Here is a 24,870-nt window from a genome sequence, read left to right as displayed (position 1 = left end):
CTTTGAATACGGTTTTTCCGCGGACGCGCGTAGATGAAATTTTCACTGAACATTATTGACTGGCAGGCAAGAGCGCCAGGACTAAGCGATGCCGCAGAGTGGCAGGCGTGGTCACGCCTGCAGGCGACGATAGACCCATCAGCGCCGCTCCCACGGCTGACCGCGTTACCGATGATGACCGCGCGCCGCCTCAATTCAGGCAGTAAGCTGGCGGTGGATATTGGTCTTGCCATGCTGCAAAGCCACGCCATTGACGCCGTCGTCTATGCCAGCCGCCACGGCGAGCTGGAGCGCAACTACCGTATCCTGCATGCTCTGGCGACCGGGCAGTCCGTTTCGCCTACCGACTTCGCCATGTCCGTGCACAATTCCGCGGTGGGCAATCTCACAATTACCGCACGCCAGGCCATCGTCTCGTCATCCATCTCTGCCGGGCTGGACACCTTCCAGCAGGCCTTATGCGAAGTGCTGAGCCTGCTGCAGGCGGGCTACTCCCGCGTCCTGCTGGTGGACTTTGACGGCGCGCTGCCGGAATTTTACCACCCGGCGTTACCGCCGCAGATGCCCACCTGGCCGTACGCGCTGGCGCTGGTGATTGAAGCTGGCCGCGAGTTGCAATGTGAGACCCGCAGCGGCAGCACGGGTGAAGAGCCCGCCCTGCCGCAAAGCCTGATGTTCCTGCAACGCTACCTCAGCGAGGAAAGCCAGTTTGTGGTCTCCGGCGAACGTTTGCTGTGGCAGTGGACGCGCCAATGAACCGCCTGACCGCCCGCATCAACTGGCTCTGGCGTCTGGTCATGACCGGATTCTGCTTCGCGCTGTTTGGCGCGGGCGGACTGCTGCTGTCGCTGGTCTGGTTCAACCTGCTGCTGATTGTCCAGCGCGATCGCGCCAAACGCCGTCGTCTGGCACGCCGCAGCATTGCGGCCAGCTTCCGCTTCTTCTTAACCGTGGCCCGCGGCACCGGGGTGCTGGACTATCGCATCCACAATCTTGACGCCCTGCGCGGCGAACGGGGCTGTCTGGTGGTGGCTAACCACCCGACGTTAATTGACTACGTGATTCTGGCGTCGGTGATGCCGGAAACCGACTGTCTGGTGAAAAGCGCCCTGCTGCGCAATCCCTTTGTCAGCGGCGTTATCCGCGCGGCGGACTATCTGATTAACAGCGAAGCCGAGCCCCTGCTCGCCGCCAGCCAGCAGCGTCTGGCCCAGGGCGACACGCTGTTAATCTTCCCTGAAGGGACGCGGACCCGCCCAGGCGAGGCGATGACCCTCCAGCGCGGCGCGGCAAATATCGCCGTGCGCTGCCACAGCGATCTGCGGATCGTTCTCATCCACTGCAGCGAGCACCTGCTGGATAAAAAAAGCCGCTGGTATGATGTACCGCCCGCAAAACCCGTCTTCACCGTGGATGTCCGCGACCGCGTGAACATCGACGAATTTTACGATGCAAGGCAACAAGAACCGGCACTGACGGCAAGGCAGTTAAACCGGCACCTGCAGCATCGATTAACATCAGGCCTTCAATCTTTGTCAGGAATTAATGATGCAAGCGCTTTATCTTGAAATTAAGAATCTCATTATCACCACGCTGAATCTGGACGAGCTTACCGCAGAGGATATTGATACCGATGCCGCGCTGTTTGGCGATGGGCTGGGTCTCGACTCTATCGACGCGCTGGAGCTGGGTCTGGCGGTGAAAAACCAGTATGGCGTGGTGCTTTCTGCCGAAAGCGAAGAGATGCGCCAGCACTTCTTTTCCGTCGCCACGCTGGCGTCCTTTATCCACGCTCAACGCGCCTGAGGTGTGAACGATGACCGACCAGGAAACCATTTATCAGGAAGTCTGCGGCCTTCTGACCAAACTCTTTGAAATCGACCCGCAGGACATTACGCCCGAAGCCCGTCTTTACGAAGATCTGGAGCTGGACAGCATTGACGCGGTGGACATGATTGTCCATCTGCAGAAGAAAACCGGTAAGAAAATCAAGCCGGAAACCTTCAAATCGGTTCGTACCGTTCAGGATGTGGTAGACGCCGTCGAACAGCTTCTGCGCGAAGAGTAAGACGTCGTGCGTGGTGGACGGACGTTCCCGCTCATCCCACTGCTGACGGGGTTGATGCTGCTGGCGTGGCCCTTCCTGATTGGATTTGGGCTGACGCATAACAGCCTGCCGTGGCTGCTGCCCGTGATGGCGCTGCTGTTGCTGCTGCGGCTGCGTCAGGCGCGGCGAAACACCGGCCCGATGCGGTATGTGGTGCAGTGCGTGGCGCTGGCGGGGATCGCGCTCTGCGCGGCAAGCTACCTGCTGAAAACCCACCAGTGGCTGCTGTTCTACCCTGTGGTCGTTAATCTTGTGATGCTGGCCGTTTTTGGCGGTTCGCTGTGGACAGCGATGCCGCTGGTTGAACGCCTGGCGCGCCTGCGTGAGCCCAATCTACCCCCGGAGGGCGTGCGCTATACCCGCAGGGTGACCCTTGTCTGGTGCGGCTTTTTCATCGGCAACGGGGCGATGGCGCTGTTTACCGTCCTGCACGGCGACATGCATCTGTGGACGCTGTGGAACGGTATGGTGGCCTACATCCTGATGGGGACGCTGATGGCGACAGAGTGGCTGGTGCGCCAGCGGGTGATAAAAAAAGAGATGCACAATGAATAACCCCCTTCCGCTGGGCCAGTGGTTAAACGCGCCGCGCCCAGACGACACGCCCGTTGCCTGGCTTGACGACCGTATCTGGACGCTGGGCCAGCTGCGCCACGACGTGACGTTACTGGTTAACACCCTGCGTCAGCAGGAGGGCGAGCGCTGGGCGCTGTGCTTTGAAAACAGCTACCTGTTTATTGTTGCGCTGCTGGCCTCGCTGCATGCCGGTAAAACGCCGGTTATTCCCGGCCATAGCCGCGTTTCGCTGCTTGAAGAGCAGCAGTCGCTGTTTAGCGGCGTCCTGAGCGATCGCACTCTCGATATCCATGGGAAGCTGATTGTGGTGGCCTCCCGCCACCAGACGATCGGCCACTGGGCGCCCCTGCCCGCGATTGACGAAAACCGCTTCGTTGAGCTGTTCACCTCCGGCTCTACGGGTACGCCGCGCCGGGTGATTAAGCACATCGTCAGCCTGGATCGCGAAGCCCGCCTGCTGGCTGACCGTTTCGGCGTGCGTCTGGCTGGCTGTAGCGTTGTGGCCTCCGTCGTCCCGCAACATCTCTATGGCCTCACCTTCCGCATCGTATTGCCGATGGCGATGGGCCTGCCGCTGCATGCCGCGATGCTCTACTACGCAGAGCAGCTGGCCGCCCTTCCTCATGACCGGCATTATCTGTTCATCAGCAGCCCGGCGTTTCTGAAGCGCCTGGATACCGAGCTGGCCGCGCCGCCCGTCAGGGTGCTGATTTCCGCAGGTGGAATGCTGCCCTGGCGTGACGTCTCCACCACGGTTGGCTGGCTTAACATCTGGCCGGACGAAATTTATGGCAGCACCGAAACCGGGATCCTCGCCTGGCGCCATCGCCGGGAAGATAGCCTGCCATGGCTGCCCTTCCCCGGCGTAAACTTCCATCAGGAAGGCGAAGCCTGCCGCGTCACGTCGCCGCTGATCCATGAGGTTGAAGGACTCCAGCTGGACGATATCCTCCACTTCGACAGCGTGGGGCTGTTCAGCATCGCCGGGCGTCGCGGGCGGGTGGTCAAAATTGAAGAAAAGCGCATCTCGCTTAACGAGATCGAACGTCGCCTGCTGGAGCTCGACGGCGTTTGCGAAGCGGCTGCGCTGCCGGTTACGCGCGGGGGCCGTCAGGGGATTGGCGCACTGCTGGTGCTGGACGAAGCGGTTCGTCAGCGCGGGTATATGCAGGACAAAAAAGCGCAGGAGTTCGCCTGGCGTCGCGCCCTGCTCCCGTGGCTTGAGCCGGTCGCCGTTCCACGCTACTGGCGCATTGTCGATGAAATGCCGGTAAACAGTATGAACAAGCGTGTCTATGCGCAGTTAGAGGAGTTATTTCATGAAAATTCATGAAATTGAGCGCCATCAGGCACAGCCGGAGAAACTGGAGATCGTGTTACATCTCGACGCCTCTCTGTTCTGGTTTCAGGGCCATTTTGCCGTACAGCCGCTGCTGCCCGGCGTTGCGCAGCTTGACTGGGTGATGCACTACGCAACGACCTTACTGGCACCAGGCTATCGCTTTCACAGCATTCAAAACGTGAAGTTCCAGGCGCCTCTGCTGCCGGAAACCACGGTGACGCTGGTGCTTGAGTGGCACGCCGAACGCAAAATGCTGTCCTTCAGCTACCTGCGTCATGACGGGGCTGAACGCCATACCGCCAGCAGCGGGAAAATTCGTCTATGTCAGTAACCTTCCGCCCCTGCGTGCTGATCCCGTGCTACAACCACGGCGCCATGATCGCCAGCGTGCTGTCGCGTCTCGCGCCGTTTGGCCTGCCGTGCCTGGTGGTGGATGACGGCAGCGAAGCCGTCACCCGTCAGGAGCTGGAGCGCCTCGCAGCAGAGCAGCCGCAGATGACGCTGGTCCGTCTGGCACAAAACGCCGGGAAAGGTGCCGCGGTCATCAGGGGGCTGGAGGAGTGCGCGCGTGCGGGTTATACCCACGCCGTGCAGGTGGATGCGGACGGCCAGCACGCCATCGAAGATATTCCCAAACTGCTGGCGCTGGCGGAGCGCCACCCGGATGCGCTGATTTCCGGCCAGCCCATTTACGATGATTCTATTCCGCGTTCGCGACTCTACGGACGCTGGGTCACCCACGTCTGGGTGTGGATTGAAACCTTATCGCTGCAGCTTAAAGACAGCATGTGCGGCTTTCGTGTTTACCCGGTCGCGCCCACGCTGCGTCTGGCCGCGCGTGAAACGCTCGGTAAACGGATGGACTTTGACACCGAAGTGATGGTCCGTCTCTACTGGCAAGGCAACACCAGCGTCTTTCTGCCCACCCGTGTGACCTACCCGCAGGACGGGTTGTCCCATTTCGACGCGTTAAAAGATAACGTGCGGATCTCCCTGATGCATACCCGGCTGTTCTTCGGCATGCTGCCCCGCATTCCCGGCCTGATCTTCCGTCGACGCGGCCAGCACTGGGCGCAGCAGGACGAGGTCAAGGGTCTGTGGGGGATGCGCCTGATGCTGCGGGTCTGGCAGCTGCTGGGACGGCGGGCCTTTACCGTGCTGCTGTGGCCGGTGATCGGCGTGTACTGGCTTATCGCGCGGCAGGCGCGCCAGGCTTCGCAGCAGTGGATTTCGCGGGTGAAGCTGGTTCTGACTCAGCGAAACATGCCCGTTCCCCCACGGTTCAACAGCTTTTTCCATTTCATGCGCTTCGGCAACGCGATGCTGGACAAAGTCGCCAGTTGGCGAGGTGAGCTGAAGTTTACGCGCGACGTGGTCTTTGCTCCCGGCGCGAGCGAAACGCTTAATATCGCGACGCCGCAGGGCAAGCTGCTGCTGGCCTCGCATCTTGGCGACGTCGAAGCCTGCCGGGCGCTGGCCCAGCTGGACGGCAGTAAAACCATCAACGCCCTGGTCTTCAGCGAAAACGCCCAGCGCTTTAAGCAAATTATGCGCGAAATGGCGCCTCAGGCCGGCGTGAATTTGATGTCGGTCACCGACATCGGCCCGGACACCGCCATCGCCATCAAAGAGAAGCTTGAGCGCGGAGAATGGGTCGCGATCGTGGGCGACCGCATCGCGGTGAATCCGCAGCGTGGCGGCGAGTGGCGGGTGATCTGGAGCCCGTTCATGGGCCAGCCCGCGCCGTTCCCTCAGGGGCCGTTTATCCTGGCCTCCATCCTGCGCTGTCCGGTGGTGCTGATTTTCGCCCTGCGCCAGCAGGGGAAGCTTGTCCTGCGCAGCGAGCCGTTTGCCGACCCGCTGATCCTGCCGCGCGGGGAACGCCAGCAGGCGCTGCAGGCTACCGTCGATCGCTACGCGCAGCGGCTGGAGCATTACGCCCTGATGTCGCCGCTCGACTGGTTTAATTTTTTCGATTTCTGGCATCTGCCAGAGTCCAGAGAGAAGGAGTAAAGGGTGCTGACCGATCCCCGCTTTACGACTGAAGTTGAGATCACCGTTCCGTTCCACGACGTCGATATGATGGGCGTGGTCTGGCACGGCAACTATTTCCGCTATTTTGAGATCGCCCGTGAGGCACTGCTCAATCAGTTTGACTATGGCTATCGCCAGATGAAGGCCTCCGGCTACGTCTGGCCCGTTGTCGACACGCGGGTGAAATACCGCGATGCGGTGACCTTTGAGCAGCGCATTCGCGTCCGCGCGCAGATTGAAGAGTATGAAAACCGTCTGCGCATTGCCTATCAAATATTCGATGCGCAGACCGGCAAACGCACTACCACCGGGTACACCATCCAGGTGGCGGTCGAAGAAGCCACCCGCGAAATGTGCTTTGTCAGCCCGGCAATTCTGTTTGAACGTATGGGAGTCACGCCATGAAATGGTTGCCTTTGCTGGCGCTGATCGTCAGCCCGCTGGTCAGCGCCGTGACGCTGGATGAACTGCAGCAGCGCTTCACCGAGCAGCCCGTGGTGCGCGCGCACTTCGAACAGGTCCGCACGATAAAAGATATGCCGCAGCCGCTGCGCTCGCAGGGCGAGATGCTGATCGCCCGCGACAGCGGCCTGCTGTGGGATCAAAAAGCGCCGTTTCCGATGACGCTCCTGCTGGACGACAAGCGGATGGTTCAGGCGATCAACGGCCAGCCGCCGCAGACCATCACCGCCGACAATAATCCGCAGATGTTCCAGTTCAACCACCTTCTGCGAGCCCTGTTCCAGGCCGACCGCAAGGTGCTGGAAGAGAACTTCCGCATCGATTTTAAAGACCTGGGCGCGGGCCGCTGGTCGCTGGTGCTTACGCCAAAAACGACGCCGCTGGACAAGATTTTCGCCACCCTCGATCTGGGCGGCGCGACCTATCTGGAGACGATTCGCCTGAACGATAAGCAGGGCGACCGTACCGATATCGCCCTTTCAAACCACCAACTGACGCCCGCCACCCTGACCGATGACGAACGCCAACGCTTTGCCGCACCGTAAATCCCTGCGCCCGGCGCTGCTGTGGGCCACGGTATGTCTGATTATGCTGGGCGTGCTGCTGTCGCTGCTGCCCGGCGCGCGGCTGAACAGCAGCGTGCTGGCCATGCTGCCGAAGCAGACGCTGGGGGCGATCCCGCCGGCGCTCAACGACGGGTTTATGCAACGTCTCGACCGCCAGCTGGTCTGGCTGGTCAGCCCCGGCAAAGAGCCCGATCCGCGCGTGGCGCAGCAGTGGCTTGAACTGCTGCACAGCAGCGACGCGCTCAGTGAGGTCAAAGGCCCGATGGACGCCGCCGGGCAAAAGGCCTGGGGAGAATTCTTCTGGCAGCACCGCAACGGGCTGATTGACCCGGCCACCCGCGCCCGCCTGCAAAACGGCGGAGAAGCACAGGCGCAGTGGATTTTATCCCAGCTCTACTCCGCCTTCTCCGGCGTCAGCGGCAAAGAACTGCAAAACGATCCCCTGATGCTGATGCGCGGCTCGCAGCTCGCTCTGGCGCAAAACGGCCAGAAGCTGCGGCTGATGGACGGCTGGCTGGTCACGCAGGATGAAGCGGGGAACTACTGGTATCTGCTGCACGGCGAACTGGCGGGCTCGTCATTTGATATGCAGCAGACCCACCGGCTCGTGACGACGCTTAACGCGCTGCAACAGACGCTCAAAGCGCATTACCCGCAGGCGCAGCTGCTTTCGCGCGGAACCGTGTTCTACAGCGATTACGCCAGCCAGCAGGCCAAGCGCGACGTCTCGACGCTGGGCATCGCCACCCTGCTCGGGGTGTTCCTGCTCATCGTGGCGGTGTTCCGCTCTCTGCGCCCGCTGCTGCTGAGCGTGCTCTCGATTGCCATCGGCGCGCTGGCGGGCACGGTGGTGACGCTGCTGCTCTTTGGCGAACTGCACCTGATGACGCTGGTGATGAGCATGAGCATCATCGGTATTTCGGCCGACTACACGCTCTACTACCTGACCGAACGGATGGTCCACGGCGCGGAGCATTCCCCCTGGCAAAGCCTGGCGAAAGTGCGCAATGCGCTGCTGCTGGCGCTGCTGACGACCGTCGCCGCCTACCTGATTATGATGCTGGCCCCCTTCCCCGGGATCCGCCAGATGGCGGTATTTGCCGCGACGGGGCTGAGCGCCTCCTGCCTGACGGTGATTTTCTGGCATCCGTGGCTGTGCCGGGGTCTGCCGGTGCGCCCGGTTCCCTTTATGGTCCTGATGCTGCGCTGGCTGGCCGCCTGGCGACGCAGTAAAAAACTGTCCGTTGGTCTGCCCGTCGCGCTGGCGCTGCTCTCCGCCGTGGGAATGAGCACCCTGAAGGTGGACGACGACATCGCCCAGCTGCAGGCGTTGCCGAAAGATATTCTGACGCAGGAGAAAGCCATTACCGCCCTGACCGGCCAAAGCGTCGATCAGAAATGGTTTGTGGTGTATGGCGCTTCGCCCCAGCAAACGCTGGAGCGGCTGGAAGCCTTTACCCCGGCGCTGGCCGAGGCGCAAAAAGCGGGAGAGATTGCCCGCTGGCGCACCCTGCCGCTGAACTCGCTGGCTCGCCAGAAAAGCGACCTTACGCTGCTGCGGAACGCCGCCCCTGCGGTGACGAACGTGCTGAAAAGCGCCGGGCTTAACGCCGTATCCCCGAATCTCGACGCCATGCCGGTCAGCGTGGACGCGTGGCTTAACAGCCCGGCCAGCGAAGGCTGGCGTCTGCTCTGGCTGACCCTGCCCGACGGGGAAAGCGGCGTGCTGGTGCCGGTGGACGGCGCGAAAAACAGCGCGGCGCTCGATGAGCTGGCCGCGCGCCATGACGGGGTCGTCTGGGTCGATCGCAAAGCCAGCTTTGACAGCCTGTTTGCCCTCTACCGCACGCTGCTGACGGGGCTACTCTTTGCCGCGCTGGCGGTGATTGCCTGCGGAGCGATGCTGCGCCTCGGCTGGCGTAAAGGGCTGATAAGCCTGGTGCCATCCGTGCTGTCGCTGAGCTGCGGGCTGGCGGTGCTGGCCGCAACGGGCCACCCGGTGAACCTGTTTTCACTGCTGGCGCTGGTACTGGTGCTCGGCATTGGCATTAACTACACGCTGTTTTTCAGCAACCCGCGCGGTACGCCGCTGACCTCGATGCTGGCAATTACCCTGGCGATGATGACCACCCTGCTGACGCTGGGCATGCTCGTCTTCAGCGCCACCCAGGCCATCAGCAGCTTTGGTATTGTGCTGGTGAGCGGTATTTTCACCGCCTTCCTGCTGGCCCCGCTGGCGATGCCGGATAAGAAAGAGAGAAAACGTAAATGAACGCTGTTTATCGCGCCGTCGCGCTGGCCACGGCGCTGCTGCTGGCAGGCTGCAGCCATTCGACCGATACCAAAGAGACGCGGCCTCAGGCCTGGCTCCAGCCGGGCACCAAAGTCACGCTCCCGCCGCCCGGCATCAGCCCGGCGGTAAGCTCCCAGCAGCTGCTGACCGGCAGCTTTAACGGGCAAACGCAGTCCCTGCTGGTGATGCTCAACGCGGATGCGCATAAGGTCACGCTGGCCGGGCTCTCTTCTGTGGGCATTCGCCTGTTCCTGGCAACGTACGACGAGAGCGGTATTCATACCGAGCAGTCCATCGTCGTGCCGCAGCTGCCGCCCGCCAGCCAGGTGCTGGCCGACGTGATGCTCAGCCACTGGCCGATTAGCGCCTGGCAGCCGCAGTTGCCGAAGGGCTGGACGCTGAAGGACAATGGCGATCGGCGCGAGCTGCGTAACGCCAGTGGCAAGCTGGTGACGGAGATTGTCTACCTCCAGCGCAAGGGCAAGCGCGAGCCGATCAGCATCGAGCAACACGTATTCAAATACCACATCACCATTCAATATCTGGGTGACTGAGATGATCTATATTTCCGCTGTTGGCATGGTCAACGCGCTGGGCAACTCGCCTGACGAGATTGCCGCCAACCTGACGGCAGGCGTGGCGCCGGGGATGCACGCCCGGACCGGCTGGTTGCAGGGAACACCCGAAGCGGTACTGGGCGGCGTGGAAGGCGAGCTGCCGACTATCCCGGACACCTTCTCTGCACACCGCACCCGCAACAACCAGCTGCTGCTGGCCGCGCTGGCGCAGATCCAGCCCGCCGTTGACGAGGCTATCGCCCGCGTCGGTCGCGACCGCGTAGCCGTGGTGCTGGGAACCAGTACCTCCGGGCTGGATGAGGGCGATGAGCACGTACGCCGCATGACCGACGGCGAGACCAGCACGCGCTGGCAATATCCGCAGCAGGAGCTGGGCGATCCGTCCCGCTTCCTGGCCAACTGGCTGCAGCTTGACGGCCCGGCCTATACGATCTCGACGGCCTGCTCTTCCAGCGCGCGGGCGATGATCGGCGGTAAACGCCTGATCGAAGCCGGGCTGGTGGACATCGCCATTGTCGGCGGGGCCGATACCCTGAGCCGCATGCCCGTCAACGGCTTCAACAGCCTTGAATCCTTCTCCCCCACGCTCTGTGAGCCGTTTGGCCGCGACCGCCGGGGGATCACCATCGGTGAAGCAGCGGCGCTGATGGTGCTGAGCCGGGAACCCGCGGACGTGGCGCTGCTGGGGGCGGGCGAATCCAGCGATGCGTACCACATTTCCGCGCCGCATCCGCAGGGCGAAGGGGCGATGAGAGCCATCACGCAGGCGCTTAACGACGCGGGGATGCAGCCGCAGGACGTCGGCTATATCAACCTGCACGGCACGGCCACGCCGCTTAACGATCAGATTGAATCGAAAGTGGTACACGATCTCTTCGGGGAAAGCGTGCCGTGCAGTTCAACCAAACACCTTACCGGCCACACGCTGGGCGCTGCCGGCATCACCGAAGCGGCTTTAAGCTGGCTTATCCTGACGCGCGATCTGCCCTTGCCGCCGCAGGATTTTGCCCGCTACGCCCCGGACGAGACGCTGGCACCGTGCGGCCTGCTGCACCAGCGCACCGCCCTGAAAAAGCCGGTGATTTTGTCTAACTCGTTCGCGTTTGGCGGCAACAACGCCAGCATTCTGCTGGGGAGAGCGTCATGAGCTACCTGTCACCCGAAGCCTATTTGCCGCACGATGCGCCCATGATGCTGCTGGGGTCCGTTGAATGCGTCACGGACGACACGGCGGTCTGCCGCGTTGCGGTCAACAGGCAAAGCGTGCTGGCACCGTTTCTGAATGCCGATGGCGACCTGCCGGGCTGGTACGCGCTTGAGCTGATGGCGCAGACCGTTGGCGTCTGGTCAGGCTGGCATCGTCAGCGGCAGGGACAGGAACATATCGCACTGGGCATGGTGCTCGGCGCGCGCGAGCTGGTCTGCGCCAGCGGACGTTTCGCCACAGGTTTAACGCTGGACATTACCGTCAGACTGCTGATGCAGGACGAACGCTTCGGCAGTTTTGAATGCACGATTAGCGCAGGGGAAGAGACGCTGGCCACGGGCCGGGTCAACACCTTCCAGCCAAGTGCAGAAGAATTAACATCGCTTTTTAATCAGGGATCCCACGCATGAGTCGTTCCGTACTGGTCACAGGGGCCAGCAAAGGCATTGGTCGTGCCATCGCCCGCCAGCTTGCCGCTGACGGGTTCACCGTCGGCGTACATTACCATCGCGATGCCTCAGGCGCGCAGGAGACGCTGGACGCCATCACGCAGGCGGGCGGCAGCGGCCGTTTACTCTCGTTTGACGTGGGCAACCGCGAACAGTGCCGCAAGGTGCTGGAGCAGGAGATCGAAACCCATGGCGCATGGTATGGCGTGGTCAGCAATGCCGGAATTACCCGCGACGGTGCTTTTCCGGCGCTGAGTGAAGACGACTGGGACAGCGTGATCCACACCAATCTCGACAGCTTTTATAACGTCATTCACCCCTGCATTATGCCCATGATCGGCACCCGTCAAGGCGGGCGCATTATTACCCTATCCTCCGTCTCCGGCGTGATGGGCAACCGCGGCCAGGTGAACTACAGCGCGGCCAAAGCGGGCATTATCGGCGCCACCAAAGCGCTGGCGATTGAACTGGCAAAACGCAAAATCACCGTGAACTGCATTGCCCCGGGGCTGATTGATACCGGCATGATTGAGATGGAGGAGGCCGCGCTCAAAGAAGCCATGTCCATCATCCCAATGAAACGTATGGGCCAGGCCGAAGAGGTCGCCGGGCTGGCAAGCTATTTGATGTCGGATATTGCGGGCTACGTTACCCGCCAGGTCATCTCGATTAACGGAGGAATGCTATGACGCGTCGCGTGGTGATTACGGGCATGGGCGGCGTGACCGCCTTTGGCGAGAACTGGCAGTCCGTTTCCAGCAGGCTGCTGGCGTATGAAAACGCGGTGCGGAAAATGCCGGAATGGCAGGTGTATGATGGCCTGCATACCCTGCTGGGCGCGCCGATCGATGATTTCACGCTGCCGGAACACTATACCCGCAAGCGTATTCGCGCCATGGGCCGCGTGTCGCTGATGTCGACCCGCGCCACCGAGCTGGCGCTGGAGCAGGCAGGGCTGATTGGCGAAGCGGTGCTCACCAACGGGCAAACCGGCATCGCCTACGGTTCTTCAACAGGCAGCACCGGCCCGGTCAGCGAATTCGCGACCATGCTCACCGAAAAGCACACCAATAACATCACCGGGACAACCTACGTCCAGATGATGCCGCATACCACGGCGGTGAATACTGGCCTGTTCTTTGGGCTACGTGGCCGCGTCATCCCGACGTCGAGCGCCTGTACCTCCGGCAGCCAGGCGATTGGCTACGCCTGGGAGGCCATTCGCCACGGGTATCAAACCGTGATGGTCGCGGGGGGCGCGGAAGAGCTTTGTCCATCTGAAGCGGCGGTGTTTGACACGTTGTTTGCCACCAGCCAGCGCAACGACGAACCCAAAACCACCCCCTCGCCGTTCGATACGCAGCGCGATGGGCTGGTGATTGGGGAAGGCGCAGGCACACTGATACTGGAAGAGCTGGAGCACGCCAGAGCGCGCGGGGCCACCATTTACGGTGAGATCGTGGGCTTTGCCACCAACTGTGACGCGGCCCATATCACCCAGCCGCAGCGTGACACCATGCAAATTTGCATGGAGCAGTCGCTGGCGATGGCGGGGTTAAGCGCAAGGGATATGGGGTATATCTCCGCGCACGGTACCGCCACCGACCGAGGCGATATCGCCGAAAGCCTGGCGACGGCTGCCATTTACGGTGACAGCGTGCCGGTTTCCTCGCTGAAGAGCTATTTTGGCCATACGTTAGGGGCCTGCGGCGCGCTGGAAGCGTGGATGAGCCTGCAGATGATGCGCGAAGGCTGGTTTGCCCCGACGCTCAATTTAACGCAGCCGGATGAGCAATGCGGGGCTTTAGATTATATTATGGGAGAAGCCCGTCAGATTGACTGCGAGTATCTGCAGAGCAATAACTTCGCGTTTGGCGGCATCAATACCTCGATTATCATTAAACGCTGGGCGTAACTATGTACCGGTTTGTACTGGGAAAAATTTCCACCCTTTGCGCGGACCCGCTGGCGTCAACGCTCGCAGATACGGCACCTCAGGGTGCACGACAGGCTTCCTGGCTGGCTGGCCGGACGCTGCTCGCCAGAACGTTATCCCCCCACCCGCTCCCCGATATCATTTACGGCGAGCAGGGGAAACCGGCCTTTGCGAAGGGGGAGCCGCTGTGGTTCAACCTGAGCCATAGCGGAGACGATATCGCCCTGCTGATGAGCGATGAAGGCGAAGTGGGCTGCGATATCGAAGTGATTCGCCCACGCAAGAACTGGCAGGCGCTGGCCAACGCCGTTTTCAGCCTGACTGAGCACGACGAGCTGGAGCGTGAAGCGCCGGAGGAGCAGCTTTCGGCCTTCTGGCGTATCTGGACGCGCAAAGAAGCGATTGTTAAACAGCGTGGCGGCAGCGCCTGGCAGATTGTCAGCATCGACAGCACGGCGCAGACGCACGCGGTCAGTCAGCTACAGCTCGGCTCCCTGAGCCTGGCCGTTTGTACCCCAACACCCTTTATCCTGACCACCGAGTCGATTATTCACGTCGGGGCAGGAAAATCACCAGTACACCCAGCATAATCAACGCGACGCCCAGCAGCCCATGCCAGGAGAAGCGCTCCCCCCAGCCGGGCAGCAGGATTGCTGCGCCCCACACCAGGATAAAGCTGAGGCTCAGCAAGGCATACGCTTTGCTGAGCGCCATGCGATGCAGCGCCAGATACCAGCACCCCATTGAGGCCACATACCCCGTTAACCCCAGCAGCAGCGCGCCCGTGCCGGACGAAACGTGCCACAGCGCGGAGATAAACGTCAGAAGATCGCTGACCGATGGCAGAGCCTGCATGGCATCGCGCAGCAACAGCTGCGAGGCGCTGACTAACAGCACGCTGCATAACGCCCAGAACGCGCCTTTCACAGGCTTCCTCCCAGCACGATAATCCCCATGATGATGAACCCGACCCCCAGCCAGTGATGCACAGCAACATGCTCACGCCAGATGACCTTCGCCGCCAGCGTCACCCAGACAAAGTTGAGGCTCAACATAGGGTAAGCCACGCCGACGGGCAGGCGCTGCAGCACCACCAGCCAGACCAGCATCCCGCAGCCCAGCGCCAGCACTGCCAGCCCAAGCCACAGCGCGATATGCGCCCCACGCCGCCCGGCCTTCGCCGGACGGGTAGCCTGTTTCTGGCACAGCTGTCCCACGCAGCTCAGCAGGCTTGCCAGTATCAGCCAGGTCCAGGTCATCACTTCGGCAGATACTCCAGCAGGGCCAGACGTCCCTGGATATAGAGATTGTCCGGCTGCGGTAAATTTGCCTCTGAAATATCGTCACGCTTAGACAGCAGCATCACCAATGACACGCTCCCCTGCTTACGATGCGTTGCCAGCCACTGCGCGAAGTCGTCCTCACTGACAAAACGATCTTTCGCATCGGGATAATCCAGCCCGTAGCGCAGCTCGCCGCTCTGAGCAAACAGCGTGATGTCACTGCGCTTCAGCTCCCACGCCAGGCCCGCGGCCACGCCAACGTTATTCGTCAGCACAAAACGGCTGCCCTGAAGCGGCTCGCGCACGGTATCCACCAGCGACTGCGGCTGTTTGGAATCCACCACCAGGTTCGGAATGGCAAAACCGATCAGCAGCGCCAGCCCGGCTGGGCACAGTGCCGCCAGCCACCAGCGCCGCGGGCTCTGCCGCAGCGTAAACCAGCCTACCGCGCCCCAGATGAGGAACGCCACCACCGCACAGAAGACTTTATACAGTTCAACCGACGTCCAGACCGGATGCTTAGCCAGCCCCCATGGTGAGACCACCAACGCCGCCGCCACGCCGATAGCGCCAAACGCCAGGTTAATCCCGCCATTAATGCGCAACGCTCTGGCCCCTTTTTCCGCCGCGAGGCAGGCATAGCGCGCCATCAGGATCGCCAGCGGGGCAAAACAGGGCAGGATATAGGTCGGCAGCTTGCCTTTGGCGATGCTGAAGAACAGCAGCGGCATCACCACCCATCCCAGCAGGTAGAACCCGCCGCCCGCGTTTTGTCTGTCATTCCAGCCGAGACGCAGCGCGCCTGGCAGCAGCGCCAGCCACGGCAGGCTGCCCGCGAGCAGGAACGGCAGGTAGTACCAGAACGGGGCTTTATGCTGCGCGTCGCTCTGGGCAAAACGCTGAATATGCTCAACCCAGAAGAAATAGCGCCAGAAATCAGGCTCACGGTGCGCGATGGCCAGCCCCCAGGGCAGCACGATAAGCACGCAGCTCAGGATCGCAAGCCAGCCAAAAATCAGCACCTCTTTCCAGCGCTTTTGGGCGATGACCCACGGCAGCACGCCGATAACCGGTACCGCCAGCGCCAGAAAGCCTTTGGTCATCACCCCCATGCCGCAGGCCAGCCCAAGCAGCACATAGCCCCCCGCTTTTCCGGCAACGGTTTGGGCCTGTGACGCCAGCCAGAAGCTGCACATCGCCGCCACCAGCCACAGGGTAATAATGGGGTCCAGCACCGCATAGGTGCCGATGCCATACACCAGGAACAGGGTCAGGAAGATAAGGCCGGAGAAAATGGCCGTCCGCTTATCCCGCCAGAGCCGCCAGGCCATCCAGATAACCAGCAGCGCCGCGAGCCCCGTGGAGAAGATCGACCCGGCGCGTACGGCAAAGTTCGTGTGGCCGAACAGCAACTGCCCGATGCTGTTGATCCAGTAACCGGCAATCGGCTTTTCAAAGTAGCGCAGCCCCAGAAAATGCGGGACGATCCAGTCACCCGACGCCAGCATTTCGCGGCTGATTTCCGCATAGCGCGTTTCATCAGGCTGCCACAGCAGGCGGATATCGACCGGAATGAGGTAGTAAACGATAAACAGTGCGAAAAGCGCTACGCCATAACGGGCTGTTTTCATGGGACCGAACTCACGGTTTGTTGATAGCCAAGCCAGCCTTCCCGGCCAGCCAGTTCATTACGGACAACCTTGCCCACGGGCAGGGTGCTGAGGTCGTCCGGCAGCAGCTCGCTCAACGGGCAGAACGCAATGCCTTCCCGGGCGGCCATCGTCAGCAGTTCATCGAAATCATGCTGATACGCAATCCCTTCCACTTCTGCATGGATGGTATAGACCGGCGTTCCGGCGTCACGATGGATGCGGTCCAGAATGTAGCGATTAAATGCTTCCGCCTTCACCTCGCGCCCCACCACCTCATCCCACGTGGGAAGCGTGACCGGGATTTGCACCGTACCGTAGCGATGTTCGCCCAACAGCGGCAAAAACGGCCCGGTTCCGCGACAGTCGCTGTTATAGCGAAACGCGAAATGCTCTTTGGCTTTCACCACTCGCTGATCCGCACGCCATCCCGCCACGGCGGAGCAGCGCACGGGCTGACCGATGATGGCCTCCAGCTCCAGCATCCCACGCTCGACCTCACGGGACAGGCGCGGGATATCCCAGACGCCCGCCCAGGCCTGCCAGGCATGGTGGTCCCAGGCATGCAGGCCAATCTCATGATGCGCCGCCGCCTCGCGGATAATGTCTTCATTACCCGCGCCGATGCGTCTGCCGGGCCAGGCGGTGCCGGCCAGCAAAATATCCCAGCCGTAGAGGGATGCCGCGCGCGAGCGCAGCATTTTGAACAGAAATGCCGGTTTAACCAGACGCCATAAATGGCGTCCCATGTTGTCAGGCCCCACGCTGAAGAACATGCTGGCACGCACGCCGTGCCTGCTCAGCAGTTCCAGCAGCCTGGGCACGCCGTCACGCGTTCCCCTGAAGGTGTCGACATCGATGCGTAAACCGACTTTTTTCATGAGGCCTGTTCCGACAGCTCCACGGTGCGCAGGAAGAAGTCGAGCGTTTCATCAATGGTCTGCTCCATCTTCACCGTCGGCGTCCAGTTCAGGCAGCGCTTCGCGTTGCGGATGCTTGGCTTACGGTGCTCAACGTCCTGGTAGCCCTTACCATAGTAGCTGCTGCTTTCCACTTCGCGGAAACCGGCGAACGGCGGGAAGCGATCGCGCAGCGGGTGGCGCTCGAAGCTTGCCAGCAGCATCTCTGCCAGCTCGCGAATGCTCGCCTCGTTTTCCGGGTTACCGATGTTGATGATTTCACCGTTGCAGCGGTTATCTTTGTTCTCAATGATGCGGAACAGCGCTTCGATACCGTCGCTAATATCCGTAAAGCAGCGTTTCTGGCTCCCCCCTTCAATCAGCTTGATAGGCGAGCCTTCCACCAGGTTCAGGATCAGCTGGGTGATCGCACGGGAGCTACCGATACGCGCCGCGTTCAGGTTATCCAGACGCGGGCCCATCCAGTTGAACGGACGGAACAGGGTAAAGCGCAGACCTTCCTTCTCGCCGTAGGCCCAAATCACGCGGTCCAGCAGCTGCTTGGAGACAGAGTAGATCCAGCGCTGTTTGTTAATCGGCCCGACCACCAGGCTGGAGGCATCCTCATCGAAGTTTTTGTCGGTACACATGCCGTACACTTCAGAGGTGGACGGGAAGATGATGCGCTTGTCGTATTTCACGCAGTCGCGGATGATCTTCAGGTTCTCTTCGAAATCCAGCTCGAACACGCGCAGCGGGTTACGGGTGTACTCGATTGGCGTGGCAATGGCGACCAGCGGCAGCACCACGTCGCATTTTTTAATGTGATATTCGATCCACTCAGAGTGAATGCTGATGTCCCCTTCCACGAAGTGGAAGCGCGGGTTGTTGAGGAAACGGCTGATGGCGTCAGAGCCGATATCCAGACCGTAAATCTCGTAGTTATCGTCTTTGAGCAGACGTTCGGTCAGGTGGTTCCCGATAAAGCCGTTCACGCCGAGGATCAGCACGCGGGTGCGGCGCTTGATGGCCACCACCGGCGCGCTGGTGATCAGCGCCCCGGTCACCAGCCCGAGAGACTGCGCCAGCTGCGTGCCCTGAACGTACAGCCCGTTGTCGGTCTGCCCGGTGACAATCTCCAGCGCCTGCTCGCCGCAGCTCACAATCAGCGGGGAGACGGAGACGACGGTTCCTGGCTTAGCCGCCGGGATATCGTCACGCACGCGGGATTTCCAGACGATAAATTTGCTTACGCCCGCAAAGCTATACGCGCCCGGCCACGGATCGGTCACGGCGCGCACCAGGTTGTGCAGCTGGCGGGCAGGTTTGTTCCAGTCCAGACGACCATCTTCCGGCGTGCGGCGGCCAAAGCAGCTGGCCTTGCTTTCGTCCTGCGCGGTTTCGCTGAAGGTGCCGTTGAGGATCGTTGGCAGCGCGTCACGCAGCAGGCTTTGCGCCGCGGCACAGAGTTTCTGATGCAGCTCGAGCGCGGTTTCATCCGCGTCAATTGCCACGCGGTGCTGGGCGACGATGGCTCCGGCATCCGCGCGGTGCACCATGCGATGCAGCGTCACGCCCGTTTCCGTTTCGCCGTTGACCAGCACCCAGTTCAGCGGCGCGCGGCCACGGTAGGCGGGCAGCAGAGAGCCGTGAAGGTTAAACGCCCCTTTGGCGGCCAGACCTAAGATTTCGTCGCAGATCAGGTTGCGATAGTAGAACGAGAAGATCACGTCAGGCACGAGCGCGCGAATGCGATCCACCCACAGCGGGTGGTTAACGTCGTCCGGAGCATATACCGGAATTCCGCGTTCAGCGGCGATACGCGCCACGGAGCCAAAGAAGTGATTCTCTCCGGCCGCGTCCGGATGGGTAAAGATTGCAGCAATGTCATAGCCCGCTTCCAGCAGGGCCAGCGTGCCCGCGCACCCCATATCGTGATAGGCAAATACAACGGCTTTCATGGGTGGTTTTCCTCTTGAGATGCTTTGTGTTCCTGACGGACAACACGTTGAATAAAGTAGCGCGGACGTGCGCGAACATCGTTATAGATACGGCCAATGTATTCACCGAGCAGGCCCATCCCGACAAACTGGGCGCCGATGAACATAAACAGCACGGCAAAGAGCATGAAGACCCCTTCCGCCGCCCACTGCGGGCCAAAGACCAGCCGCAGCACCACCAGCAGAACGGAGAGCGTAAAACCGGCAAGGGCGATGACGCTGCCGAACACGCTCAGCAGACGCAGCGGCGTGGTGGTCAGACAGGTGATGAGGTCGTACATCAGGTTGATGAGACGCATAAAGCTGTACTTCGACTCCCCGTGCTCGCGCTCGGCGTGCAGGACCGGAATTTCCGTTGCCTTGCGGGCAAAGGTATTGGCGAGGATCGGAATAAAGGTGCTGCGCTCATGGCAGTGCAGCATGGCGTCGACGATGTGGCGGCGGTACGCGCGGAGCATGCAGCCGTAATCACCCATCGCTTTACCGGTGGTACGCTGGATAAGACGGTTGATGGTTCGCGAGGCCAGCTTGCGGAACAGGCTGTCCTGACGGTTCTGACGCACCGTGCCCACCACGTCATAGCCCTCATCGGCTTTCGCCACCAGGCACGGGATCTCTTCCGGCGGGTTTTGCAGGTCAGCGTCCAGGGTGATGATCAGATCGCCCGTAACGTGGCTGAACCCGGCCATAATGGCAGAGTGCTGGCCGTAATTGCGGTTTAGCAAAACCGCGACGATATGGCTCCCCTCTGCCTGGGCGGCTTCGGTCAGCATCATTGCGGAATCATCACTGCTGCCGTCATCCACCAGCAGAATTTCATAGGCTTTGCCCAGCGTGTCGCAGGCGGCCGTGGTGCGGCGGATCAGCTCGGGCAGGCTCTCCTGCTCGTTATAAACAGGGATCACCACAGAAACTTTTTGTACAGGCGGTGCGCTGAACATATCAATGTCCTGCAAGCTGATGGAGCGCGGTAATGACGCGGGTTGTGTCGTCATGAGTCATGTCCGGGAAAAGAGGGAGAGAACAAATACGCGCGCTATTCCATTCCGAATTCGGAAGCGATACATCAGGAAAACGCTCGCGGTAGTATTTTTGGGTGTGTGCCGCGCGGAAATGCAGGCCGGTACCGATGCCTTGCTCCTTCAGCGCCGCCATCAGGCCGTCGCGTGAGATCCCGCAGCGCGCTTCATCAACGCGAATAATAAACAGGTGCCAGGCGTGAACGTGTGGCCATGACGGAATGCTCAGCGGCTGGAACGGCGTATCGGCAAGCTCCCGCAGGTAGCGCTGCGCGATTTCCTCGCGGCGTGTGTTGGCCTCTTTCAGCTTGCCCAGCTGCACCAGCGCCAGCGCGGCGTTGATATCCGCGAGGTTGTACTTAAAGCCCGGGGAGATCACTTCTGCCTGCGGCGCACGACCGTGCGTCTGGCGGTCATAGGCATCCACACCCAGGCCATGGAATTTCAGGCTGCGGATCCGCGCGGCAAGCTGAGCGTTATCCGTGACGACTAAACCGCCTTCCGCGCAGGTCATGTTTTTGATGGCGTGGAAGGAAAAAATCGCCGTGCCTTTCCAGCCCACGTGACGGTTCTTGTAGTACGTTCCGGCGGCATGGGCTGCGTCTTCAATCACCGGAATACCGTGACGCTCACCGATGGTATGAATGGCGTCGATATCACACGGCGCACCGGCGTAATGCACGGGAATAATCGCTTTGGTACGCGGGGTAATGGCGGCTTCAACCGCTTCCGGCGTCACCATCAGCGTATCGTTGTCCACATCGATCATCACCGGCGTGGCGCCCAGCAGCACGATCATATTCAGCGTGGAAACCCAGGTCTGGGAGGGGGTAATGACCTCATCGCCCGGGCCAATGTCCAGCGCCATCAGCGTGACGTGCATGCCTGCCGTTGCTGAACAGACGGCAATCGCGTGCTGGTTCCCCGTCAGGTGACAGAATGCCGCTTCAAGTTCCTGATTTTTAGGTCCGGTGGTGATCCAGCCGGAGGTTAATACCTCCTGCAACGCCGCTAATTCCTCATTACCCATCGACGGGCGGGAAAAAGGCAAAAAATCACTCATCATTATTTTCCTTGCAATAAGAATGGCACGCGCTTGATATTAACCAATTACCTTTTCGTTTATTTCAACGAACCATAAACTCATATCAAGGTAGCGTTCATTTCTTAGGAAAAAATTAAGATGGTGTTTTTAAATGTTACGATAAGAATATTAAATAATTAAAAAACAAGGAGTTAGTTAATTATGAATTATTTATTTCGTGATCTACCACAATCTTTTCTAAATGTTATTTTAAACCAGACATCAACAAACAAAAAAAATCCCGATTATTTCCATCGAAATAGAAATAACCGGGAACTTTTCCGTTTAGTTAATTGTCGCGCTTATTTTAAGTTATCTGGAAAGTTTGCAGGTAACTCGCTAGCCGGGCACGCAATAATGCTGTCATCGTCAGGGCCACAGTCGCGTACAAAGGTGATTGTCGCGAATTCATCAATCACTTCCGTTGGGTAGGCCGGGCCAGCATCGCGATAGCTATTCATCAGCGGAATGTGATCGTTCTGGAAGCAGACGGTTTTTTCCGGGTTATTCATGACCCAACGCGGGAAGAAGATAGTGCCATGGAACAGTCTGTCTCCCAGGTTCGCAATCAGGCTGACGTCGGTGCCGGTTGGCTCAGTCCATGAAATTTTATAGATGCTCTCGCCCACCTGGACAATGTAAACCTGCTGATCTTTAACCCAGCGATTCGCCACCAGCCCGCTGTGAATACGGTAGTCGATGGTGTTTTCGTTTTTAACGTAAAACTCGTAATTCCAGCCGTTATCATAGGTATACACCAGATGTTTGCCCACGAAGCCGCTTAAGTCATGTTTATCGAAAGTGTTCATATGATGTCTCCTTGTTTTGATGAGACGATCTTAAGCCTTCAAAAAATGAATGAATAACGCTATGTTTTAATCAAACCCATCCAATTTTTAGATAAATTATGCACAAGACGACGCTGGAACAATGGTCTCTGCTGGAACGAGTCGTGGAAGCGGGCAGCTTTGCCAAAGCCGCGGAAGAAACCCACCGCAGCCAGTCCTCGGTGAGCTATAACCTGTCGCTGCTGCAGGAAAGGCTGGGAGTAGCGCTGCTGGTCCCAGAAGGGCGTCGGGCCGTATTGACCCCCGCCGGAGAACTGCTTCTCAACCAGGTTAAGCCGCTGCTGAAAGCGTTTGCGTACGTCGAGACGCGCGCAGCGACCCTTCGTAACGGGATGCGCACGCGGCTGGACCTGGTCGTGGACTCGATTTTTCCGCGCCGCCGCCTGTTCGCCATCCTGCGTCAGTTTCAGCAGCAGTATCCGCAAACTCAGGTCCGTCTCACGGAGGTGCTGGAAAACACCCGCGCCGATGTCATGAATAACGAAGCCGATGTGATGGTCCTAACCCGCCGCCATGACATTACCGGGCTCGGCGAATGGCTGATGAATATCGACTTTGTCGCCGTGGCGCATCACCAGCATCCCCTCTTTAGCCTCGACGCGCCGCTAAGCGATGAGATGCTGCATCCGTGGCCGCTTATCCAGATTGCGGACAGCCAGAACGCCGCGCGGGCCGCCAGCCAGTCGTGGACGTTCTCAACCATTGATGCCGCCATAGAGGCCGTTGTCTCGCAGGTCGGCTACGGCTGGCTGCCTGAGGAACGCATTCAGCCCCAGCTGGAGCAAGGCGTACTGCGAATGCTTCCGCTGAGCCACGGTGTCCGCCGCGCCACGCCGCTGCATCTGATTGTGAAGCGCACTCTCGCCCCGCTGGATGAGCAGGTAGAGACCCTGCTGCGCCTTTTTAGCCAGGAGCCGTCATCATCACCTGCTACGCTTTAAGGTCCGAACGTTAAAACGATAAGGAGCTGATGATGAAAATCGACTTTGCGGGGAAAGTGGCGCTGGTCACCGCCTCTACCGGCGGCATCGGGTTCGCCATTGCCAGAAGCCTGGCAGAAAGCGGCGCGGAAGTGATTGTTAATGGCCGCAGTACCGACTCGGTGAACAAGGGGATTCAGCAGCTACAGCAGGTGGTGCCGGGCGTGCAGGTGCGTGCCGCCATTGCCGATCTCAGCACCGCGGAAGGGGTTGAATCGCTGCTGAAGGTCGCGAGCGACGTCGATATTCTGGTGAACAACGCCGGGATTTACGGTCCACAGGATTTCTATGGCACCGACGATGAAACCTGGGAACGCTACTGGCAGACCAACGTGATGTCCGGCGTGCGCCTCTCCCGCGCCCTGCTTCCGGGGATGGTGAAAAAAGGCTGGGGCCGCGTGGTGTTTATCTCCTCCGAGTCGGCCTGCAATATCCCGGCGGATATGATCCACTACGGGGTGACCAAAACGGCACAGCTCTCGCTGGCGCGCGGGCTGGCAAAGTTCGTGGCGGGAAGCGGCGTGACGGTGAACAGCGTGCTGCCGGGCCCAACGATGTCGGACGGTTTCGCTGAAATGATGAAAGATGAGATCGAGAAAACCGGTAAATCGCTGGAGCAGCTGGCGAAAGAGTTTGTCATGGCCAACCGCCCCAGCTCGGTTATTCAGCGCGCCGCCACCGTTGAAGAAGTCGCTAATATGGTGATTTATGTCTGTTCAGCGCAGGCCTCCGCCACCTCGGGCGCGGCACTGCGCGTCGATGGCGGCGTGGTGGATGATATTATTTAACGTCGTCAGGCGGCACTGCCCGCGACACGACGGGCGGTAATGTAGCGTGCCTGCCAGTAGTCATCGGTCAGGGTTGAGACCGTTACGCCCTGGCTGCTTGAGGCATGAATAAACTGGCTGTTACCGATATACACGCCAACGTGCCTGCGGTTCGGACCCGTCTGGAAGAAGACCAAATCTCCCGCCTTCAGGCGGTATTGCGCCACCCGAACGCCGCGATGGATCTGCTCGCTCGTCGTGCGCGGCAGATAAAGGTGCACGGCATCGCTGAACAGATGCTGCATCAGCGCGGAGCAATCTACCCCGCGGTGCGTGGTGCCGCCCCACTGGTACTGGGTGCCCTTCCACTTCTGGTATTGATCGAGAATGCGCGAGCGCAGCGGGCCTGTTTCCTGGTGAAACAGAGCCGATTTCACCGGCGATTCCGCAAACGTGCTATCTACGGAGATCATCGATGCGGGCAGCTGAAAACTCAGCGCAGAAAACGAAGCAAAACTTAACGTGAGGATTGAAATAAGCGATCTGAACGTCATATCTATACTGGAACTAAGCGTGAATTTTTCCTTACCGGTGGGGGCCAATGTTCCCCCGAAATATCTTGCGATGTGGCGATAATATAGACAGCTCATTTTTTCACCAATCATTATTGAGGCCAAAATTGGACTCACTTTCAGATCGCAAGATCGAGAAAAAAATGGCGGTGATGTAAGGACTGTTCAGGTAAAGCAGGTACACTGATCCGCAGAATGTGTATTTCAGCTAAGACGTAT

General features: G+C 60.1%; 28 protein-coding genes. 19 read left to right on the top strand and 9 right to left on the bottom strand.

What is annotated here, in order from left to right:
* Positions 1 to 33: 33 nt before the first annotated feature.
* Genes D5066_RS14155 through acpT form a run of 17 tightly spaced genes read left to right on the top strand, consistent with a single transcriptional unit; the run spans position 34 to position 14,140 of the window.
* Positions 34 to 756: a beta-ketoacyl synthase chain length factor gene (locus D5066_RS14155; RefSeq protein ID WP_119916331.1), complete on the top strand. Its 723-nt coding sequence runs from the start codon at positions 34 to 36 to the stop codon at positions 754 to 756.
* Positions 753 to 1,568 (top strand): lysophospholipid acyltransferase family protein, encoded by an 816-nt coding sequence (locus tag D5066_RS14150; protein ID WP_119916330.1) that lies wholly within the window; start codon positions 753 to 755, stop codon positions 1,566 to 1,568. Before D5066_RS14155 ends, D5066_RS14150 begins: the two co-directional genes overlap by 4 nt.
* Complete coding sequence (locus D5066_RS14145) at positions 1,549 to 1,806, top strand: phosphopantetheine-binding protein (RefSeq protein WP_028014701.1); 258 nt, start codon at positions 1,549 to 1,551, stop codon at positions 1,804 to 1,806. The genes D5066_RS14150 and D5066_RS14145 overlap by 20 nt, the downstream gene beginning before the upstream one ends.
* Before the next feature lie 10 nt (positions 1,807 to 1,816).
* Positions 1,817 to 2,068 carry an acyl carrier protein gene (locus D5066_RS14140; protein ID WP_080329068.1) on the top strand — a complete coding sequence of 84 codons (252 nt, stop codon included), beginning with the start codon at positions 1,817 to 1,819 and terminating at the stop codon, positions 2,066 to 2,068.
* Between the two features lie 54 nt (positions 2,069 to 2,122).
* Positions 2,123 to 2,662 (top strand): COG4648 family protein, encoded by a 540-nt coding sequence (locus tag D5066_RS14135; RefSeq protein ID WP_419179118.1) that lies wholly within the window; start codon positions 2,123 to 2,125, stop codon positions 2,660 to 2,662.
* The gene (locus D5066_RS14130) at positions 2,655 to 4,016 is read left to right on the top strand and encodes a class I adenylate-forming enzyme family protein (protein WP_119916328.1); all 1,362 of its coding nucleotides are present in this window, start codon (positions 2,655 to 2,657) and stop codon (positions 4,014 to 4,016) included. The genes D5066_RS14135 and D5066_RS14130 overlap by 8 nt, the downstream gene beginning before the upstream one ends.
* The gene (locus D5066_RS14125; protein ID WP_119916327.1) at positions 4,003 to 4,356 is read left to right on the top strand and encodes an ApeI family dehydratase; all 354 of its coding nucleotides are present in this window, start codon (positions 4,003 to 4,005) and stop codon (positions 4,354 to 4,356) included. Before D5066_RS14130 ends, D5066_RS14125 begins: the two co-directional genes overlap by 14 nt.
* Entirely contained in the window at positions 4,347 to 6,038 is a 1,692-nt protein-coding gene (locus D5066_RS14120) for a glycosyltransferase family 2 protein (RefSeq protein ID WP_119916326.1), read from the top strand. The genes D5066_RS14125 and D5066_RS14120 overlap by 10 nt, the downstream gene beginning before the upstream one ends.
* Positions 6,039 to 6,041: 3 nt before the next feature.
* Positions 6,042 to 6,464, top strand: coding sequence for an acyl-CoA thioesterase (locus tag D5066_RS14115; protein WP_061096838.1), 423 nt, complete (start codon positions 6,042 to 6,044; stop codon positions 6,462 to 6,464).
* Positions 6,461 to 7,066 carry a LolA family protein gene (locus D5066_RS14110; RefSeq protein ID WP_119916325.1) on the top strand — a complete coding sequence of 202 codons (606 nt, stop codon included), beginning with the start codon at positions 6,461 to 6,463 and terminating at the stop codon, positions 7,064 to 7,066. The genes D5066_RS14115 and D5066_RS14110 overlap by 4 nt, the downstream gene beginning before the upstream one ends.
* The gene (locus D5066_RS14105; RefSeq protein ID WP_119916324.1) at positions 7,035 to 9,359 is read left to right on the top strand and encodes an MMPL family transporter; all 2,325 of its coding nucleotides are present in this window, start codon (positions 7,035 to 7,037) and stop codon (positions 9,357 to 9,359) included. The genes D5066_RS14110 and D5066_RS14105 overlap by 32 nt, the downstream gene beginning before the upstream one ends.
* Positions 9,356 to 9,934: a DUF3261 domain-containing protein gene (locus tag D5066_RS14100; RefSeq protein ID WP_119916323.1), complete on the top strand. Its 579-nt coding sequence runs from the start codon at positions 9,356 to 9,358 to the stop codon at positions 9,932 to 9,934. Before D5066_RS14105 ends, D5066_RS14100 begins: the two co-directional genes overlap by 4 nt.
* A 1-nt stretch (position 9,935) precedes the next feature.
* The gene (locus tag D5066_RS14095; RefSeq protein ID WP_119916322.1) at positions 9,936 to 11,105 is read left to right on the top strand and encodes a beta-ketoacyl-[acyl-carrier-protein] synthase family protein; all 1,170 of its coding nucleotides are present in this window, start codon (positions 9,936 to 9,938) and stop codon (positions 11,103 to 11,105) included.
* The gene (locus D5066_RS14090; RefSeq protein ID WP_080329077.1) at positions 11,102 to 11,575 is read left to right on the top strand and encodes a hotdog family protein; all 474 of its coding nucleotides are present in this window, start codon (positions 11,102 to 11,104) and stop codon (positions 11,573 to 11,575) included. Before D5066_RS14095 ends, D5066_RS14090 begins: the two co-directional genes overlap by 4 nt.
* The gene (locus D5066_RS14085; protein WP_119916321.1) at positions 11,572 to 12,303 is read left to right on the top strand and encodes a 3-ketoacyl-ACP reductase FabG2; all 732 of its coding nucleotides are present in this window, start codon (positions 11,572 to 11,574) and stop codon (positions 12,301 to 12,303) included. The genes D5066_RS14090 and D5066_RS14085 overlap by 4 nt, the downstream gene beginning before the upstream one ends.
* Positions 12,300 to 13,529, top strand: a complete 1,230-nt coding sequence (locus D5066_RS14080; RefSeq protein WP_119916320.1) for a beta-ketoacyl-ACP synthase — start codon at positions 12,300 to 12,302, stop codon at positions 13,527 to 13,529. Before D5066_RS14085 ends, D5066_RS14080 begins: the two co-directional genes overlap by 4 nt.
* A 2-nt stretch (positions 13,530 to 13,531) precedes the next feature.
* Positions 13,532 to 14,140 carry a 4'-phosphopantetheinyl transferase AcpT gene (gene acpT / locus D5066_RS14075; RefSeq protein ID WP_119916319.1) on the top strand — a complete coding sequence of 203 codons (609 nt, stop codon included), beginning with the start codon at positions 13,532 to 13,534 and terminating at the stop codon, positions 14,138 to 14,140.
* Here the strand turns inward: acpT and arnF are convergent.
* The 8 genes from arnF to D5066_RS14035 form a co-directional block, all read right to left on the bottom strand.
* Positions 14,097 to 14,477, bottom strand: coding sequence for a 4-amino-4-deoxy-L-arabinose-phosphoundecaprenol flippase subunit ArnF (gene arnF / locus D5066_RS14070; RefSeq protein WP_119916318.1), 381 nt, complete (start codon positions 14,475 to 14,477; stop codon positions 14,097 to 14,099). The genes acpT and arnF overlap by 44 nt on opposite strands.
* Positions 14,474 to 14,809 (bottom strand): 4-amino-4-deoxy-L-arabinose-phosphoundecaprenol flippase subunit ArnE, encoded by a 336-nt coding sequence (gene arnE, locus D5066_RS14065; RefSeq protein ID WP_119916317.1) that lies wholly within the window; start codon positions 14,807 to 14,809, stop codon positions 14,474 to 14,476. Before arnE ends, arnF begins: the two co-directional genes overlap by 4 nt.
* Positions 14,809 to 16,464 carry a lipid IV(A) 4-amino-4-deoxy-L-arabinosyltransferase gene (arnT, locus tag D5066_RS14060; RefSeq protein ID WP_119916316.1) on the bottom strand — a complete coding sequence of 552 codons (1,656 nt, stop codon included), beginning with the start codon at positions 16,462 to 16,464 and terminating at the stop codon, positions 14,809 to 14,811. Before arnT ends, arnE begins: the two co-directional genes overlap by 1 nt.
* Positions 16,461 to 17,363 carry a 4-deoxy-4-formamido-L-arabinose-phosphoundecaprenol deformylase gene (gene arnD, locus D5066_RS14055; protein WP_119916315.1) on the bottom strand — a complete coding sequence of 301 codons (903 nt, stop codon included), beginning with the start codon at positions 17,361 to 17,363 and terminating at the stop codon, positions 16,461 to 16,463. The genes arnT and arnD overlap by 4 nt, the downstream gene beginning before the upstream one ends.
* Positions 17,360 to 19,342, bottom strand: a complete 1,983-nt coding sequence (gene arnA, locus D5066_RS14050) for a bifunctional UDP-4-amino-4-deoxy-L-arabinose formyltransferase/UDP-glucuronic acid oxidase ArnA (protein ID WP_119916314.1) — start codon at positions 19,340 to 19,342, stop codon at positions 17,360 to 17,362. The genes arnD and arnA overlap by 4 nt, the downstream gene beginning before the upstream one ends.
* Positions 19,339 to 20,322: an undecaprenyl-phosphate 4-deoxy-4-formamido-L-arabinose transferase gene (gene arnC, locus D5066_RS14045; protein ID WP_119916313.1), complete on the bottom strand. Its 984-nt coding sequence runs from the start codon at positions 20,320 to 20,322 to the stop codon at positions 19,339 to 19,341. Before arnC ends, arnA begins: the two co-directional genes overlap by 4 nt.
* A 1-nt stretch (position 20,323) precedes the next feature.
* Positions 20,324 to 21,463 (bottom strand): UDP-4-amino-4-deoxy-L-arabinose aminotransferase, encoded by a 1,140-nt coding sequence (gene arnB / locus D5066_RS14040; RefSeq protein ID WP_119916312.1) that lies wholly within the window; start codon positions 21,461 to 21,463, stop codon positions 20,324 to 20,326.
* Between the two features lie 323 nt (positions 21,464 to 21,786).
* Positions 21,787 to 22,293 (bottom strand): phenolic acid decarboxylase, encoded by a 507-nt coding sequence (locus tag D5066_RS14035; protein ID WP_119916311.1) that lies wholly within the window; start codon positions 22,291 to 22,293, stop codon positions 21,787 to 21,789.
* Between the two features lie 98 nt (positions 22,294 to 22,391).
* Between D5066_RS14035 and D5066_RS14030 the strand changes: the two genes are divergently transcribed.
* Together D5066_RS14030 and D5066_RS14025 are read left to right on the top strand one after the other, a co-directional pair.
* The gene (locus D5066_RS14030) at positions 22,392 to 23,273 is read left to right on the top strand and encodes a LysR family transcriptional regulator (RefSeq protein WP_119916310.1); all 882 of its coding nucleotides are present in this window, start codon (positions 22,392 to 22,394) and stop codon (positions 23,271 to 23,273) included.
* A 32-nt stretch (positions 23,274 to 23,305) separates the two neighbouring features.
* The gene (locus tag D5066_RS14025) at positions 23,306 to 24,100 is read left to right on the top strand and encodes an SDR family NAD(P)-dependent oxidoreductase (protein WP_119916309.1); all 795 of its coding nucleotides are present in this window, start codon (positions 23,306 to 23,308) and stop codon (positions 24,098 to 24,100) included.
* 5 nt (positions 24,101 to 24,105) lie between these two features.
* Here D5066_RS14025 and D5066_RS14020 read toward each other — a convergent pair whose 3' ends face one another.
* Complete coding sequence (locus D5066_RS14020; RefSeq protein WP_119916308.1) at positions 24,106 to 24,633, bottom strand: NlpC/P60 family protein; 528 nt, start codon at positions 24,631 to 24,633, stop codon at positions 24,106 to 24,108.
* Positions 24,634 to 24,870 lie beyond the last annotated feature (237 nt).

The sequence above is a fragment of the Enterobacter chuandaensis genome, assembly GCF_003594915.1.
GTDB classification, from domain to species: domain Bacteria; phylum Pseudomonadota; class Gammaproteobacteria; order Enterobacterales; family Enterobacteriaceae; genus Enterobacter; species Enterobacter chuandaensis.
The sequence above is the reverse complement of the archived record's forward strand: the minus strand, read 5'-3'. Positions and strand labels throughout refer to the sequence as shown.